We start from the raw sequence: 17,007 nt of genomic DNA, 5'->3' as shown, positions 1-17,007 counted from the left end.
CGCGTGGATTCGCTTTGGTAGTGCCGGCCGCTGGCCGGCAACCAGGCCTCAACCCCCAGCCAACCCCAGATAGCGCTCATGCAGCGCTTCCACCTGCGCCTGCAGGTCCTCGGGGTGGCCATCGTTGACCACCACATCATCGGCCAGCGCCAACCGCTGCGTGCGGCTGGCCTGGGCGGCGATCATCTTGTCTGCCAGCGCGGCGTCGATGCCGTCGCGCTGCATCAGCCGGGCATGCTGCACGGCTTCGGGCGCGTCCACCAGCAATACCCGGTCCAACCACGGGTAGGCCTGCCGCCCACCGACCTCGGTCAGCAGCGGGATGGCGGCAATCGCATAGGGACTGGTGGCCTGCGCGCACTGCTGTTGCATCAGCAGGCGGATGGCCGGGTGGGTGATCGCTTCCAGCGCGGCCCGTTCGGTCGGGTCGGCGAATACATGGGCACGCAGGCGCGCCCGGTCCAGGCTGCCATCCGCCTGCAGCATGCCGGCGCCGAAGCGCTCGGCGATACGGCCCAGGGCGGGGCTGCCGGCAGCAACCACCGCACGGGCGGCCAGGTCGGCGTCGGCCACCACGATGCCCAGCGCCTCGAAGCGCCGGGTCACCTCGCTCTTGCCGGCGGCAATGCCACCGGTCAGGCCAACCACATACCGGCTCATGGGGATTCCCCTCAGCGCAGTCCGCTCATCACCAGGTACTGCTCCACCACGGGCGCGCCCCACATGAAGTACAGCCAGCCCGCGATGGCCAGGTAGGGGCCGAACGGGATCGGCGTGGCGCGGTCACGGCCCCGGGTGTACAGCCAGATCGAGCCGATGATGGCGCCCAGCACCGACGACAGCAGGATGATCGGCAGGATGCCCTTCAACCCGCACCAGGCGCCGAGGGCGGCCAGCAGCTTGAAATCGCCGTGGCCCATGCCTTCCTTGCCGGTCAGCTGCTTGAACAGCCACCAGACCATCCACAGCGACAGATAGCCCACCGCCGCGCCGACCAAGGCAGGCTTGGCCGGCATGTACAGGTTGTCGATGTTGCCTATCAGGCCCAGCCACATCAGTGGCAAGGTCAACTGGTCGGGCAGCAGTTGGGTGCGCAGGTCAATGCCGGACAAGGCGATCAGGAAGCAGGTCAGCACGATGGCGCCGAAGCCCTGCCAGCCGAAGCCGAACTGCCAGACGCAGGCCAGCACCAGCACCGAGGTCAGCGCCTCGACCAGCGGGTACTGCAGCGAGATCGGCGCCTTGCAATGGCGGCACTTGCCGCCCTGGATGATCCAGCTGAACAGCGGGATGTTCTCGTACCAGCTCAGTTTGTGCTTGCAGTGCGGGCAGTGCGAGGGCTCGACCACGATCCCCGGTGGCGGGGGTTCATAGAAGTCCGGTTCTTCCAGGACCTCGCGCGCATCGCGCTTCCACTGCCACTCCAGCCGCTTGGGCAGGCGCAGGATGACGACGTTGAGGAAACTGCCCAGCAGCAGCCCCAGGGCGGCCGCGGCGGGGTAGCCGAGGCCGGGATGCTGGTCGAGAAATGCCATTGATACCTTTAGCCGACGACGGCACCGAGTTTGAAGATGGGCAGGTACATGCCGATGACCATACCGCCAACGACGATACCGATGAAGACCATGATCATCGGTTCGAGCAGGCTGCTCAGCGCATCCACGGCATTGTTGACCTCCTGTTCATAATACTCGGCAACCTTGAACAGCATGGAGTCCAGTGCGCCGGCTTCTTCGCCGATGCCGGTCATCTGGATGACCATGTGCGGGAAGAGCGCGGTCTGCTTCATTGCCATGTTGACGGGATAGCCAACCGAGACGTCATCGCGCATCCGCAGCACGGCTTCCTCGTACACCTTGTTGCCCGTAGCGCCAGCGACAATTCCGAGAGCCTCTACAAGTGGTACGCCGGCCTTGAACGTCACAGCGGTGGTGCGTGCGAAGCGAGCTATGGCGCTATTGTTCATGATCTGACCGATCACAGGCACCTTCAGGATCAAGCGATCCATGGTGTGCTGCATCTTTGGAGAGCGCTTGTATGCCATGGTGAAGCCGATGATCGAGCCGCCTGCGACAATGGCCATCAGCCACCACCAAGACACCATGAATCTCGACAGGCTCACTATGAGTTGGGTGAACGCAGGCAGTTCGGCACCGAAGCCGCGGAACACCTCTTCGAACTGCGGAACAACGAAGATCAGCATGATCGAGCTGACCAGTAGGGCCACCACGATCACCATGGCCGGGTAGAAAAGTGCTTTCTTGATCTTGCCCTTCAGGGCTTCGATGTTCTCTTTATATGTAGCCACCGTATCTAGTACGGTCTCGAGTACGCCCGCTCCCTCGCCTGCGCGAACCAGATTTCGATAGAGCTCGTCGAACTGGACGGGGTGCTTGCTGACGGCTTCGTAGAGCGAGGAGCCGCCCTCGATGTCGGTACGAATGCCGTCGACCATCTTCTTCATGCGGGGGTTCTTATGCCCGCTTCCTATGATGTCCAGCGCCGACACGATCGGGACGCCGGACTTCATCATGGTTGCCATCTGGCGACTGAAGAACGCGATGTCCTTGGGAGTAACCCGGCTCCCTGCGGCACCGAACATGGGCTTGGACTTCGGTTTGACCTGGCCCGGATTTATGCCCTGACGGCGCAATTCCGCACGGAGCAGGTTGGCATTCTTCGCCAACTGCTCACCTTTCATCTTCACGCCCCGCTTGTCGGTCCCCACCCAGACAAACGACTGCAGCTCCGTGGTATTTCGCGCCACGGGTTCCTTCTTGATAGCACTACGGCTGACTGACATGTTGGCTCCCCGGCCTGCCATCCCCAGGCAGGCATCTTGTTGACGATGGTAGCCGGTTCATCGGCTTCTTGGCAGCCGCCAAACGGGCTGAAGTGCGAATTCGTGGCCGGGGGCGGCAAAAGGTGACGCATTGCGTCACATTGCCGTCTCCGTCGCAGATTCCCCACAAGGGGGGGTTCCCATCCCGAAAATTGCTGCCATCATTGGTCGGGGGAATTCAGGGGGAGGCGTGCCGGGGTTGGCACGCAACCTGCGTTGATCCACCCGCAGAGTGCAGGGGCCGCTCACCCGACCGAGGTCGGTCCGATCCTGCGCTACTGACATCAACCACCACTACTTGGGGATGTACCAAAATGAACAAGCAGCAAGGCTTCACCCTGATCGAACTGATGATCGTTGTGGCCATCATCGCCATTCTGGCGGCCATCGCGATTCCGCAGTACAACGACTACACCGCCCGCGCCCAGATGACCGAAGCCTACACCCTGGCTGCCGGTCTCAAGACCCCGATCGCTGAGGCCTTTGCACAGGATAGCGATGCAGCGACCTCTTGCGCGCCCCCGGCCAATGCCGTGACCAAGGGCAAGTACGTTGCCAGCGTCGTTCCGGACGGCAAGTCGCCTTGCGGCATCGTCGCCACGATGAGCACCACCGGTGTGAACTCGAAGGCCTCGGGCAAGACCGTGACCTTGACCTTCACCCCGGGCACCGGCGCTTGGAGCTGCGCTTCCAATGCTCCGTCCGAAGTCAAGCCGAAGGCCTGCAGCTAATCGCTGTCATTGGCTGAAATGGGGCCCCGGTTCACCGGGGCCTTTTAGTTTGTGAACCATGGGTGATCAAGATTTCCGCGAGGCCAACCAGATCCACGCCAAGCCAGTAACCGCCCATCGCCCGAAGTGAGCGGAGAGTGGCTTTGGTGCCGATAGATTGGCTCGATTCTTATTTCCCGATGAAGGGCGATAGCCCTCGTTCATAGCAGAAACCACATAGCGCGTTGGGGAGCGCAGCCATGAAAAATCAAGCCGCCGGTTTTACGCTTATCGAGTTGATGGTCGTGGTTGCGATCATCGCAATTCTGGCTGCGGTTGCCATTCCGCAGTACAACGATTATACGGCCAAGGGCCAGTTCTCTGAGGCAATAGCGCTGCTCGGAGGTCTGAAGGCGCCCATTGCGGAGCAGTTCGCAAATGATAATTCTGCAGCCTCATGTTCTCTTCCTGTGAGCGCAGTAACGTCCGGAAAGTATGTCGCCGGGATTGCCGCGCCTGCTGCAACGCCGTGTGTGATTACCGCCACATTCCGCAGCTCAGGTGTGAGCTCGAAGATCCAGTCGCAAAGTGTGGTCATTACGTACACCGCATCAACGGGGATATGGGCGTGTGAGACTTCCGCGCCCACCGAAGTTGCTCCGAAGGGCTGCCCGCATCGATGATCTGACGTGCTGTGCTTCACTTTCGACGATGGAGCAGTTGAAGCGCCATCGTCTGTAGGAGGACGAAGCGTGCTTGGCGCGCATGTCACGGGCGAGTCCGCCCAAGGCTTTCACAGCGATTTGCTTGCGGCTGAAACTGCCGCAGGCGGTGCTGGATCAAATTGAAGGAATCAGCAGTGTATCTAGTGAAGAACAGGATTGGGGCTTGGCTTCTTTGGATTTTTGTTCTTTCCGGTTTTTCCGGGCTGATCTATCAATCGATTTGGACCCAGTACCTCGGGTTGTTCCTGGGGCATTCGTCGTACGCGCAGTCGCTGGTGCTGATCCTATTCATGGGGGGGATGGCTATCGGTGCGTGGCTGGTTAGCCGCAAGAGCGCTCTGATCCAGCGCCCGCTTCTTGTCTACGCCGTCATCGAAGTGGTGATTGGTCTCCTCGGTTTGACGTTCAATGGCGCGTACCACCTGACTACTGGTTGGGCCTACGACCAGCTCATGCCCCTGCTCGGCGCAGAGCACGCGCACTGGTCTCGGTGGTTGATCGCCTGCGCACTGGTGCTTCCGCAGTGTGTCCTTCTTGGCGCGACGTTCCCGTTGATGAGTGCTGGCTACATGCGTCTTCAGCCTCACAACGAGGGCAGGGTGCTTGCCGGGCTCTATTTCTCCAACAGCATGGGTGCGGCCGTGGGGGCCCTTGCATCGGCATACGTGCTGCTTCCTGCTCTGGGTATGCCCGGCACGGTGTTTTCAGCGGGATTGATCAACATCATTGTCGCCGTCATGGTCTATCCGCTCACCAAGTTCGAGGCGCCGCTCGATGGTTTGTTGGTGGCGGCCCCCGCGGCGGAGGGAGCGAAGAGCATTTCACAGCCGTGGACCATTCTCGTCGTCGCCTGCCTCACAGGAGCGGCCTCCTTCGTCTATGAAATCACCTGGGTCCGGATGTTGTCTCTCGCATTGGGAACAACGATCCATTCTTTCGAGATAATGCTGGCTTCTTTCATCCTGGGCATCGCCTTGGGCGGGCTCTGGCTGAAAAACAGGGCTGACCGGGTGGATTCCCCTCTGGCGATGGCAGGCTGGGTGCAGATCTGGATGGGCATTGCTGCCCTTGCATCGATGTTCATCTATGCAAATGCATTTGAGTGGGTCGGCTGGATGATGCGGGTAATTGTCCGCAGTGCTGAAGGCTATGCCCTGTTCAATGCTGCAAGCGCAGGCGTCGCACTGCTGGTGATGTTCCCGGCCGCATTCTTTGCTGGTATGACGCTGCCGCTCTTGACGCTCGCACTTATTCGCCAAGGCCATGGCGAGAAGTCGATCGGCCAGGCATATGCGTTCAACACCGTGGGCGCCATCATCGGTGTCCTACTTGCCGTGCATGTTCTGCTTCCCGCCGTAGGCCTGAAGTACTCACTTACAGTAGCTGCCATCCTTGATATGGCACTGGGTCTTTTGCTCATCCGCTCGCATGCGGCCAAGTTTAGGATTCTCGGGTTGTCGGCATTCGCGCGGGCAGTCGTCGTCGCGCTATTTGGTGCTGTGGCAACTGTTGGCCTCGTTACTTTTGATCCTTTGGTGATGAGTTCTTCGGTATACAGGTCCGGCAAGACCTCGTTGAGCGAGGGCGCGCAGATGCGCTTCTTCAAGGACGGAAAAACCGCTACGGTCGCCGTTTTTGATATACCAGATGAAGCGTCGCGCGTCCGTTTGATCGCTACCAACGGCAAGGTTGATGCAGCCATGGCCACTGATTTCGCGCAGCAGCCCACGGGCGATGAGCTGACGATGGTGCTGCTGGCCGCTGTGCCTCTTTCCATGAAGGATCACTACGGGCGCGTCGGGGTGGTTGGCTTTGGCTCCGGCATGACGACGCATGCACTTCTAGGGCATGAAAAGGTTGATCAGGTCGATACAGTTGAGATCGAGCCCGCGATGATCGAGGGGGCGCGTTACTTCGGAAGTCGGGTCGAACGCGCATTTAACGATCCGCGTTCCAAAATCATCATCGATGACGCGAAATCCTATTTTTCGTCGACGTCGCGCAAGTATGATCTGATCATCTCCGAGCCCTCGAATCCCTGGGTTGGCGGGACGGCGACTCTGTTCAGTCAAGAGTTCTACGAGTTTGTTCCGAAACAGCTCAATCAGGATGGATTGTTCGTGCAGTGGCTGCAGCTTTACGAGATCACTCCTGATCTGGTGGCGTCCGTTTTGTCTGCAATGATGGGAAGCTTCAGTGACGTGAAGGCCTATCTCGCGCACAGCGGTGATCTAATACTTGTTGCGTCCCCCCATGGCGAGGTTCCACCGTTGGGCAACGGCGTGTTTGCTCAACCTCTGATTGCAAAGGAGCTTGATCGAATCGGTGTTCATTCACTTCGTGATCTGCAAGACACCTTCGTCATGAATAGGGCGGCGCTCAAGGGATACCTTGGCCTTTACTCGCATCGGACCAATTCGGATATGTATCCGGTGCTCAGGCTGCAGGCTCCCGTTGCACGTTTTGAGAGAGCTGCGGTTACTGATTTCGATGCAATCGGCTCATCTCCTTGGGGCTTGACCCGCTATTTCGGGGGCGCCAGTCCCAGGTCGTCCGATGTGAAGATTGCCGCCGGCGGATTGCCGCTTGGGGCTGTGCGGAAGGCGAGGGTTGCGCGGGAGATTCACGCAGCGATCGTAAACGGGCAGCCGCTTTCTTCTAGCGATGTGTCGGGCATCGATTGGTTGCAGATCCAATCCTTGAAGGGTTTTGCGGATCGCTGTGACTTTGGTGGCGAGCAGGAAAAGCCCGCACTAGTGATACTGTCTCTTGCTGTGGAGACCGCGCCCTATTTGAACGAGGGAGAGCTCGACGACCTATGGGTAAAGCGGTCATGGCTGAACTGCGCTCCACCTGCCGGCACGGTGAGCGATGCCTTTAATCTGGTTGCTGCGATAGCCGAGCGTCGTAACGAGGACGTCCTGAAGTACGGTCAGCTTCTGTTGGATGGGCCTGATGGGCTCGCGTTGCAGGCTGACAATGTGGCTGGGCACTACGTCTTCGGAGCTATGCAGTACGCTGCTCTGTTGGTTGGCGATCCCAAGGTCTCTGGGCTACTCATTGAGCACTACTGGACAGGGCTGGGGCCGCAGGCACAGGCAAGCACGACGTTGCGACTGCTGACTACCATGGCCGCCGGTCAGGGTGTCCCGGTGGCGGGTAGCGACCAAACAGAGCGCAAACGCGTAAGCTCTCACTCGGAAAGTGCCCATCATTAGTTGGAGTAGCTGGGATGAACGCCGTAACCACCGCCAATCTCGTCGGCATCACCGGCCTGGCCCGTCGCCTGGTCCAGGATGGCGCCCTGGACGAGGCTTCTGCCCGTGACGCCATGGCCAAGGCCGCTGCGGCCCGCCAGCCGCTGCCGACCTGGTTCGCGCAGAACAAGGTGGTCGGGGCGGCCCAGTTGGCGGCGGCCAACGCGGTCGAGTTCGGCATGCCGCTGTTCGACGTGTCCACGTTCGACGCCAGCCAGAACGCGATGAGCCTGGTCAGCGAGGAGCTGCTGCGCAAGCACAACGTGCTGCCGCTGTTCAAGCGCGGCGGCAAGCTGTTCGTGGGCACCAGCAACCCGACCCATTCGCTGGACGAGATCAAGTTCCACACCAATCTGGTGGTGGAGCCGATCCTGGTCGATGAGGACCAGATCCGCCGCACGCTCGAGCAGTGGCATGCCAGCCATGACACGCTGGGCGACGCGCTGGGCGGTGACGACGATGGCATTGGCAACCTGGATGTGTCCGGCGGTGACGAGGACATTTCCGGGGGCGGTGACTCCGGCATCGACGCCAAGGGCGACGACACCCCGGTGGTGAAGTTCGTCAACAAGGTGCTGGTGGACGCGATCCGCAAGGGCGCCTCGGACATCCACTTCGAGCCCTATGAAGACGACTACCGCGTGCGCCTGCGCATTGATGGCCTGCTGAAGATGGTCGCGCGCGCGCCGGTGAAGCTGAACCAGCGTATCGCCGCACGCCTGAAGGTGATGGCGCAGCTGGACATCGCCGAGAAGCGCGTGCCGCAGGACGGACGCATCAAGCTCAACCTGTCCAAGACCAAGCAGATCGACTTCCGCGTGAGCACCCTGCCGACCCTGTTCGGTGAGAAGGTGGTGCTGCGTATCCTGGACGGCAGCGCGGCCAAGCTGGGCATCGACAAGCTGGGGTACGAGCCGGACCAGCAGAAGCTGTTCCTGGACGCCATCCACAAGCCCTACGGCATGGTACTCGTGACCGGCCCGACCGGTTCGGGCAAGACGGTGTCGCTGTATACCGCGCTGGGCATCCTCAACGACGAGACGCGCAACATCTCCACCGCCGAAGACCCGGTGGAAATCCGCTTGCCCGGCGTCAACCAGGTGCAGCAGAACAACAAGCGCGGCATGACCTTCGCGGCGGCACTGCGCTCGTTCCTGCGACAGGATCCGGACATCATCATGGTCGGCGAAATCCGCGACCTGGAGACGGCCGAGATCGCGATCAAGGCCGCCCAGACCGGCCACATGGTGCTGTCCACGCTGCATACCAATGATGCGCCGCAGACCATCGCGCGCCTGATGAACATGGGCATTGCGCCGTACAACATCACCAGCTCGGTGACGCTGGTGATTGCCCAGCGCCTGGCGCGCCGGTTGTGCAACAACTGCAAGCGCCCGGCCAACCTGCCGGAGCACGCGCTGCTGGCTGAAGGCTTCACCCAGGCGCAGCTGGATGCGGGTATCGAGCTGTACGAGGCGGTCGGCTGTGACGAATGCACCGAGGGCTACAAGGGCCGTACCGGTATCTACCAGGTGATGCCGATGACCGACGAGATCGCCACGATCGTGCTGGCCGGTGGCAATGCGTTGCAGATTGCCGAGGCCGCGCAGCAGATCGGGGTGAACGACCTGCGCCAGTCGGCGTTGAAGAAGGCGGCGGCCGGGATCACCAGCCTGGCCGAGATCAACCGCGTTACCAAGGATTGAGGTCGATCCACGCCATGCGTGGATGCCGCGATGCATGAGGTTGCCGGCCAGCGGCCGGCACTACCATTTGGTGGGTCGATCCACGCCATGCGTGGATGTGCGATGCATGAGGTTGCCGGCCAGCGGCCGGCACTACCATTTGGGGGGTCGATCCACGCCATGCGTGGATGCCGCGATGCATGAGGTTGCCGGCCAGCGGCCGGCACTACCATTTGGTGGGTCGATCCACGCCATGCGTGGATGCCGCGATGCATGAGGTTGCCGGCCAGCGGCCGGCACTACCATTTGGTGGGTTGATCCACGCCATGCGTGGATGTGCGATCCATGAGGTTGCCGGCCAGCGGCCGGCACTACCCGTTGGTGGGCCCGCGTCGGGCCCTGTGCTTACTCCATCCCCAGCTTCTTCAGCTTGTAGCGCAGCGCGCGGAAGGTGATGCCCAGCTGCGCGGCGGTGCGGGTCTTGTTCCAGCGGTTTTCTTCCAGCGCGCGCTGGATGGCGCTGCGCTCGAGCTGTTCGATGTACGAGGGCAGGGCGGCGCTGCCGGGTTGCAGGTCCACCACGGCCTCGGCGGGCGCTGCGCTGCCGGGCGTGCGCGGGGCATGCTGCGGCAGGCGCAGGTCGTCGGCGCCGATGCAGTCTTCCTCGGCCAGTGCCAGCGCGCGTTCCAGGATGTTCTCCAGTTCGCGCACGTTGCCGGGGAAGGCGTACTGGGCCAGCGCGTCCAACGCCGACGGCGCCAGCAGCGGCGTCGGGCGGCCATGGCTGCGGGCCAGCCGTGCCAGCACCGATGCGGCCAGTTCCGGCAGGTCCTGGCGACGCTCGCGCAGCGGCGGCACCCTCAGTTCGATCACGTTGATGCGGTAGTAGAGGTCGTGGCGGAAGCGCCCGTCCTCGACCAGTTCTGCCAGGTCCTTGTGGGTGGCCGAGAGGATGCGCACGTCCACCGGTTCTTCGGTGGCAGCGCCCACCGCGCGCACCGACTTCTCCTGGATCGCGCGCAGCAGCTTCACCTGCATCTGCAGGGGCAGCTCGGCCACTTCGTCGAGGAACAGGGTGCCGCCGTGCGCGGCCTGGAACAGCCCGGGCTTGTCGGCGTGGGCGCCGCTGAAGCTGCCCTTGCGGTGGCCGAAGAATTCACTCTCCATCAGCTCGCCGGGAATCGCGCCGCAGTTGACCGGCACGAACGGGCCGGCCGCGCGGGCGCCCTGGGCGTGGATGGTGCGTGCGACCAGCTCCTTGCCCACGCCGGATTCGCCGAGGATGTAGACCGGCGCCTGGCTGCGCGCGACCTTGCCGATGGTGGTGCGCAGCACGTCCATGGCCGGCGAATCGCCGAGCAGGCGTGCGCCCTGTTCGGCGGCGGGGCCGGGCGCGGGGCGCTCGGTGTTGTTCAGTTCCAGCGCGTGCTTGACCAGGCCGCGCAGCACGGCGATGTCCACCGGCTTGCTGACGAAGTCGAAGGCGCCGGCTTTCAGCGCTTCCACGGCCAGGTCCATGCTGCCGAAGGCGGTGATCATCGCCACCGGCGTGCGCGGGTAGTGGTGGGCGATCTCGCTGACCAGCTCGATGCCGTTGCCGTCCGGCAGGCGCATGTCGGTGATGCACAGGTCGTACGGATTGCTGGCCAGCAGTTCGCGCGCTTCGGCAAGGTTGGCTGCCGTACTGATGCGCAGCCCCATGCGGCCGAGCGTCAGTACCAGCAGTTCGCGGATGTCGCGTTCGTCGTCGACGACGAGGGCGCTGCGGGTTTCGTTCATGGGCGGAGAAGATAAACGAGGGGGCTGGAAGCGACAAATGTTTGACGCACGGAATCAGCTCGGCAGCAGGGTATGCGGGCCGGGCAGCACCAGGCGGAAGCAGGAGCCACCGGCCGGAACCGGGATGTAGTCCAGCCGCGCCTGGTTGGCCCGGCACAGCTCGCGGGCGATGTACAGGCCCAGCCCGGTGCCGTGCTCGGAGGTGGTGAAGAACGGCCGGAACAACTGTGCGGCCACACTCTCGGGAATGCCGGGGCCACGGTCCATCACGTCGATGACCGCACTGCGCTCGTGCTGCGCCACGCGCAGGCGCACCCGTGCCGGCTGCTGGCCGATGCGGCCATATTTCAGCGCGTTGTGCACCAGCACGGTCAGCACCTGGTAGAGGTGCTTGGTGTCGACCTGGGCCAGCACGGAGGTGTCACTGATGATCGGCTCGATGCTGTCGGTCTCCAGCGTCTGACCCTGCTTGTACTCCAGCACGAAGCGGCGCACGAAGGCGGCCAGGTCGACGTTCTCGGGCGTGGCGCGCTCGCGCCGGGCCAGGCCCAGCACGCTTTCGACGATGCCGTTGGTGCGCTGGCACTGCTGGCGGATGATCTGCAGCAGGCGGCGGTCGCTTTCGTTGAAGCCGGTGCCTTCTTCCAGCAGTTGCACCGCGTAGTTGATCGCGGCCAGTGGGTTGCGGATCTCGTGGGCGAGGCTGGCCGAGAAGCGGCCCATCGCCGACAGGGTGAGCGATTCGGCGCGGCGCGAGACCACGCTGGAGTCGTCCAGGAACACCAGGGCCAGGTCGCTGCCGGCCAGCAGGCGGGCAAAGCGCGGCTGCACTTCGGGCTGGTCGGGGTTGAGTTGCAGCGGCAGTTCGTCCTGCGCCCAGCCGTTGCGCCAGCGCTGCAGCCGGCGGGCGAGTTCCGGGGCGGCGCTGGCCAGGTCCAGGCGGCCGCTTTCGCCGCTGCCGTCGCTGTCACCGAGCAGCATCGAGGCCGCCTCGTTGGCCAGGGTGACGCGGTTGTCGGCGTCGACCACCAGCACGCCGGTGCGCATGCGGCGGATGATCAGCTCGTTGATCTGGAACAGGTTGGCCACTTCGTCGCCGCGCTGGTTGGCCAGTTGCTGGTTGCGGCGCGCGCGGCTGCCGACCTGGTAGCTGATGAAGGCCAGGGCCAGGTAGCTGGTGGCGAACATCGCCAGTTCGGCCAGGGTACGGGTGGGGTCGCCGCCTTCCAGCAGCTTCCAGGTGTATTCGACGCCGGTGGCGAGGCTGGCGGCCAGCGCCAGGCCCAGCCCCAGGCTGAGCGGGAGCAGGGTGGCGGCGGCGGCGATGTTGAACAGCAGCGACATCGAGATGCCGGCGCTGGCACCGGGCAGGGCATGTGACAGCAGGGTGGCGGCGACGATGTCCACCAGCACGCCGCTGACCACGATCGGGCGCAGCCAGCGTTCGTTGCGGCCGATCACCAGCGCCAGCAGCGACAATCCCAGGTAGATCGCCGCGACGGTGTCGGCCAGCCGCGGGTGGTGCGCTTCGCCGACCATGGCCGACAGCGGGCTGTAGAGCAGGGCGGCGATGACCGAGGCGATCAGCACCCGGTACAGCGCGAAGAAATACAGCTCACGCCGCGGAATCGATTCGATGCGGTCGATCAATGAAGCGCTGGGTGACACGCCGGAACTCCCCTTCTGGCTGCCTGGGTCTGGAATCTGCGGCGGGCCTGCCCGGCGTCCCCTGAGGCCGGGCGGGCACGTCGCTTCGATGTGGCCTGGGGGACGCGGTCGAGCAACCCCGACGCGACACACCCTGGATGACCAGTATAGGGCCCCCGGCAGGGCGCCGCCGGCGCGGTTCGGATCGCGCATTTGGCCCGGGATGGATACCGGTAGCCAGCGTGCGCCCGGGCGCAACTGCCTGAATGACGGCGGAAATCTGGCCGGGTGTGGCGTTTTGTACAGACTTCTTTGCGCCCCGGCGCCGGCTCGGCCACAATAGTGGGCCCGCCGCGGTCCGTGCCGGTGCCTCTTCCAGGGGCCCTGAGGAATTGCGTGCGGTCGTTCCTATTCCCACGGTGACGCATGAATTTCCACGAATACCAGGCAAAACAACTGCTTGCCGAATACGGCATCCCGGTCCCGGCCGGCAAGGTCGCGGCGACCCCGGACGAGGCGGTTGAAGTCGCCCAGTCGCTGGGCCAGGGCCCCTGGATGGTCAAGGCGCAGATCCACGCTGGCGGCCGCGGCAAGGCTGGCGGCGTCAAGTTCTGCAAGACCGTCGACGACGTGAAGGCCGCAGCCGCCAAGATGCTCGGCACCAAGATGGCCACCTACCAGACCGCCGGCGTCGAGCTGCCGATCAACCTGGTGCTGGTGACCACCGCCGGTGAGATCGTCAAGGAGCTGTACCTGTCGGTCCTGGTGGATCGCGGCACCCGCACCATCAGCTACATCGCCTCTTCCGAAGGCGGCATGGAAATCGAGCAGGTCGCTGCCGAGACCCCGGACAAGATCCACACCCTGAACGTGGACTTCGTCGAGGGCGTGCAGGGTTACCACGGCCGTGACATCGGCTTCAAGATGGGCCTGACCGCCAAGCAGGCCGGCCAGTTCGCCAACATCATGGTGAACCTGTACCGCATCTTCAACGAAAAGGACCTGGCGCTGGTTGAGATCAACCCGCTGGCGATCCTGGACGATGGCAACCTGTACGCGCTGGACGGCAAGTTCAACAGCGACGACAACGCCAACTTCCGCCACAAGGAACTGGTCGCCATGCGCGACAAGTCCCAGGAAGATGAAACCGAAGTGACCGCTTCGGAGCTGGACATCAACTACGTCACCATGGACGGCAACATCGGCTGCATGGTGAACGGCGCCGGCCTGGCCATGGCCACCATGGACGTCATCAAGCTCAACGGCGGCGAGCCGGCGAACTTCCTGGACGTGGGCGGCGGTGCCAACAAGCAGCGCGTCATCGAAGCGTTCAAGCTGATCCTGTCCTCCGACAAGGTCGAAGGCATCTTCGTCAACATCTTCGGCGGCATCGTCCGCTGCGACATGATCGCCGAAGGCATCATCGCCGCCGTGAAGGAAGTGGGCGTCAAGGTTCCGGTCGTGGTGCGCCTGGAAGGCACCAACGTGGAAGAAGGCAAGCAGCTGCTGCGTGACAGCGGCATGGCCATCATCCCGGCTGACAACATCAACGACGGCGCCAAGAAGGTCGTTGAAGCGGTCAAGAACGCCGCCTGATCCACGACACCGAAGGAAATTCCCATGTCTGTTTTGATTAACAAGAACACCAAGGTGATCGTGCAGGGCTTCACCGGCCAGCAGGGCACCTTCCACGCCACTCAGATGATCGAGTACGGCACCCAGGTTGTTGGCGGCGTGACCCCGGGCAAGGGTGGCACCACCCACATCGACCTGCCGGTCTTCAACACCGTTGCCGACGCCGTGCAGAGCACCGGCGCCAACGCGTCGGTCATCTACGTGCCGCCGCCGTTCGCGGCCGACGCGATCCTGGAAGCCGCGGCTGCCGGCATCAAGGTCATCGTCTGCATCACCGAAGGCATCCCGGTGCTGGACATGCTGCGCGTCAAGAACGTGCTGACCCGCTCCTACCCGGACACCGTGCTGATCGGGCCGAACTGCCCGGGCGTCATCACTCCGGGCGAGTGCAAGATCGGCATCATGCCGGGCCACATCCACAAGCCGGGCAAGATCGGCATCGTGTCGCGCTCGGGCACCCTGACCTATGAAGCGGTCAAGCAGACCACCGAAGTCGGCCTGGGCCAGTCCACCTGCATCGGCATCGGCGGTGACCCGATCAACGGCCTGAACTTCGTCGACTGCCTGAAGCTGTTCAACGAAGATCCGCAGACCGAAGGCATCATCATGGTCGGCGAAATCGGCGGTGACGCCGAAGAAGCCGGCGCCGAGTACATCAAGAACCACGTGAAGAAGCCGGTCGTCGGTTTCATCGCCGGTGCGTCGGCTCCGGCCGGCAAGCGCATGGGCCACGCGGGTGCGATCGCCTCGGGCGGCAAGGGCACTGCCGAAGGCAAGTTCGCCGCGATGGAAGCCGCAGGCGTCGTCACCGTCCGTTCGCCGGGCGACCTGGGCGCTGCCATCGCCAAGCTGGTGAAATAAGATCGACTGCCTCCGGCAGACGACGCTGTAGCGCCGGCCGCTGGCCGGCTGCTTGAAACAGAAAGGCCGCCTCCGGGCGGCCTTTCTGCGTCTGGCGTGGGGTCAGATCCCTTTTGCTGTGCAAAAGGGATCTGACCCCGGCGTTACAATGGCGGCATTGCAACCACAGGCTGGAATCCCATGGCTTCGATCCGTATCGCGATGGCGCAGTTCGACTTCCCGGTTGGCGATGTCGCCGGCAACACCGAGCGCATCATCGAGATGATCGGCCAGGCGCGCGACGAGTACGGCGCCGAGCTGGTGATGTTCCCCGAGCTGGCGGTGAGCGGTTATCCGCCGGAAGACCTGCTGCTGCGCCCGGGCTTCCTGTACGAGTGCGAGCAGGCAATGACCCGCATCGCCGCCGCCTGCCGTGGCATCACCGCCGTGGTTGGCTGGCCACAGGCGGCTGGCGCGGTGGTCTACAACGCCGCCAGCGTGCTGCGTGATGGCCTGGTGGAGCAGACCTATCGCAAGCGCGAACTCCCCAACTACGCCGTGTTCGATGAACGCCGCTACTTCGACGTCGATCCGGATGGCGGCAGCTGCGTGTTCGAGGTCAACGGTATTCCGGTCGGGCTGCTGATCTGCGAGGACCTGTGGTTTGCCGAACCGCTGGCCGACACCGTGCGCGCCGGTGCGCAGCTGGTCGTGGTGCCCAATGCTTCGCCGTACGAGCGTGGCAAGCACGCCCAGCGTGATGCTGTGCTGGCCGCACGAACCCGCGAGAGCGGGGCGGCGATCGCCTATCTCAACGTGGTCGGTGGCCAGGACGCGCTGGTGTTCGATGGCGCCTCGGTGGTGGCCGACGGTGATGGCACGGTGCACCCGGCCGCCGCCGCTTTCGTCGACCAGTGGCTGGTGGTGGAGTACGACGGCGACAGCCGCCGCTTCATGCCGCACGTGTGGATGGACGACGGCGACGAAAGCATGGACGCGCTGGCCTGGCGCGCGGTGACGCGCGGCATCCAGGATTACTGCCGCAAGAACGGCTTCAAGAAGGTGTGGCTGGGCCTGTCCGGTGGCATCGACTCGGCCCTGGTGCTGGCATTGGCCGTGGATGCGATGGGCGCGGAGAACGTGACCGCCGTGCGCCTGCCGTCGCGCTACACCGCCGGCCTGTCCAACGACCTGGCCGCCGAGCAGTGCCGGGCGCTGGGGGTGAAGCTTGAGGCCGTGTCGATCGAGCCGGCGTTCAAGGGCCTGATGGAATCGCTGGCGCCGATGTTCGAAGGCAGCGCGCCGGACGTGACTGAAGAGAACCTGCAATCGCGCAGCCGCGGCGTGATCCTGATGGCGCTGGCCAACAAGTTCGGCGGCCTGCTGCTGACCACCGGCAACAAGAGTGAGTACGCGGTCGGCTACGCCACCATCTACGGCGACATGTGCGGTGGCTATGCGCCGCTGAAGGACCTGTACAAGACCGAAGTGTTCGGCCTGTCCAAGTGGCGCAATACCGTGGGCGGCGCACCGGTGATTCCACCGGCGGTGATTAGCCGCCCGCCATCGGCCGAGCTGCGCGAGAACCAGCTGGACCAGGACTCGCTGCCGGCCTACGACGTGCTGGATGGCATCCTGTACCGCTACATCGACCAGGAGCAGTCGCGCACGGAGATCGTGGGCGCCGGCTACGACGCGGCCGTGGTCGATCGCGTGCTGCGCCTGGTGCGCATCAGCGAGTGGAAGCGGCACCAGGCCGCGCCGGGGCCGAAGGTCTCGCGCCGGGCGTTCGGCCGCGAGCGTCGCTATCCGATCAGCAACGGCTACGAGGGCTGAGGTAGCCGTCGGCAGGTAGTGCCGGCCGCTGGCCGGCAACCCGTATCCCGC

The 17,007-nt window shown here is 63.8% G+C and carries 12 protein-coding genes; 7 read left to right on the top strand and 5 right to left on the bottom strand.

The window, feature by feature from the left end:
• Window positions 1-48: 48 nt before the first annotated feature.
• The 3 genes from coaE to LRM18_RS20155 are packed head-to-tail and all read right to left on the bottom strand — an operon-like array spanning window position 49 to window position 2,803.
• Window positions 49-660 carry a dephospho-CoA kinase gene (gene coaE / locus LRM18_RS20165; RefSeq protein ID WP_270955364.1) on the bottom strand — a complete coding sequence of 204 codons (612 nt, stop codon included), beginning with the start codon at window positions 658-660 and terminating at the stop codon, window positions 49-51.
• Window positions 661-671: 11 nt separating this feature from the next.
• A complete protein-coding gene (locus LRM18_RS20160; RefSeq protein WP_049416956.1) occupies window positions 672-1,535 on the bottom strand; it encodes an A24 family peptidase in 864 nt (287 codons plus the stop codon).
• An 8-nt stretch (window positions 1,536-1,543) separates the two neighbouring features.
• On the bottom strand, window positions 1,544-2,803 hold the full coding sequence (locus LRM18_RS20155) for a type II secretion system F family protein (protein ID WP_088476218.1): 1,260 nt from the start codon (window positions 2,801-2,803) through the stop codon (window positions 1,544-1,546).
• Window positions 2,804-3,156: 353 nt separating this feature from the next.
• Here LRM18_RS20155 and LRM18_RS20150 point away from each other — a divergent pair, with 353 nt between their 5' ends.
• From LRM18_RS20150 to pilB, 4 genes are all read left to right on the top strand, one after another.
• The gene (locus tag LRM18_RS20150) at window positions 3,157-3,573 is read left to right on the top strand and encodes a pilin (RefSeq protein WP_049466052.1); all 417 of its coding nucleotides are present in this window, start codon (window positions 3,157-3,159) and stop codon (window positions 3,571-3,573) included.
• Window positions 3,574-3,812: 239 nt separating this feature from the next.
• The gene (locus tag LRM18_RS20145; RefSeq protein ID WP_080355531.1) at window positions 3,813-4,235 is read left to right on the top strand and encodes a pilin; all 423 of its coding nucleotides are present in this window, start codon (window positions 3,813-3,815) and stop codon (window positions 4,233-4,235) included.
• A gap of 176 nt (window positions 4,236-4,411) precedes the next feature.
• On the top strand, window positions 4,412-7,495 hold the full coding sequence (locus LRM18_RS20365; protein WP_270955363.1) for a spermine synthase: 3,084 nt from the start codon (window positions 4,412-4,414) through the stop codon (window positions 7,493-7,495).
• A 14-nt stretch (window positions 7,496-7,509) separates the two neighbouring features.
• A complete protein-coding gene (pilB, locus tag LRM18_RS20135; RefSeq protein WP_103282481.1) occupies window positions 7,510-9,240 on the top strand; it encodes a type IV-A pilus assembly ATPase PilB in 1,731 nt (576 codons plus the stop codon).
• 384 nt (window positions 9,241-9,624) lie between these two features.
• Here pilB and LRM18_RS20130 read toward each other — a convergent pair whose 3' ends face one another.
• Window positions 9,625-10,998, bottom strand: a complete 1,374-nt coding sequence (locus LRM18_RS20130) for a sigma-54 dependent transcriptional regulator (RefSeq protein ID WP_049471425.1) — start codon at window positions 10,996-10,998, stop codon at window positions 9,625-9,627.
• Between the two features lie 54 nt (window positions 10,999-11,052).
• Window positions 11,053-12,666, bottom strand: coding sequence for an ATP-binding protein (locus LRM18_RS20125; RefSeq protein ID WP_049471427.1), 1,614 nt, complete (start codon window positions 12,664-12,666; stop codon window positions 11,053-11,055).
• 405 nt (window positions 12,667-13,071) lie between these two features.
• Here LRM18_RS20125 and sucC point away from each other — a divergent pair, with 405 nt between their 5' ends.
• The 3 genes from sucC (at window position 13,072) to LRM18_RS20110 (ending at window position 16,956) form a co-directional block, all read left to right on the top strand.
• A complete protein-coding gene (sucC, locus tag LRM18_RS20120) occupies window positions 13,072-14,241 on the top strand; it encodes an ADP-forming succinate--CoA ligase subunit beta (RefSeq protein ID WP_005418614.1) in 1,170 nt (389 codons plus the stop codon).
• A gap of 24 nt (window positions 14,242-14,265) precedes the next feature.
• On the top strand, window positions 14,266-15,141 hold the full coding sequence (gene sucD / locus LRM18_RS20115) for a succinate--CoA ligase subunit alpha (RefSeq protein WP_005418610.1): 876 nt from the start codon (window positions 14,266-14,268) through the stop codon (window positions 15,139-15,141).
• A gap of 180 nt (window positions 15,142-15,321) precedes the next feature.
• Complete coding sequence (locus tag LRM18_RS20110) at window positions 15,322-16,956, top strand: NAD+ synthase (protein ID WP_270955362.1); 1,635 nt, start codon at window positions 15,322-15,324, stop codon at window positions 16,954-16,956.
• The last annotated feature ends 51 nt before the right edge of the window (window positions 16,957-17,007 follow it).

It is taken from the genome of Stenotrophomonas sp. PI_27 (assembly GCF_027854495.1).
In the GTDB taxonomy this organism is placed as follows: Bacteria; Pseudomonadota; Gammaproteobacteria; order Xanthomonadales; family Xanthomonadaceae; genus Stenotrophomonas; species Stenotrophomonas pavanii.
The sequence above is the reverse complement of the archived record's forward strand: the minus strand, read 5'-3'. Positions and strand labels throughout refer to the sequence as shown.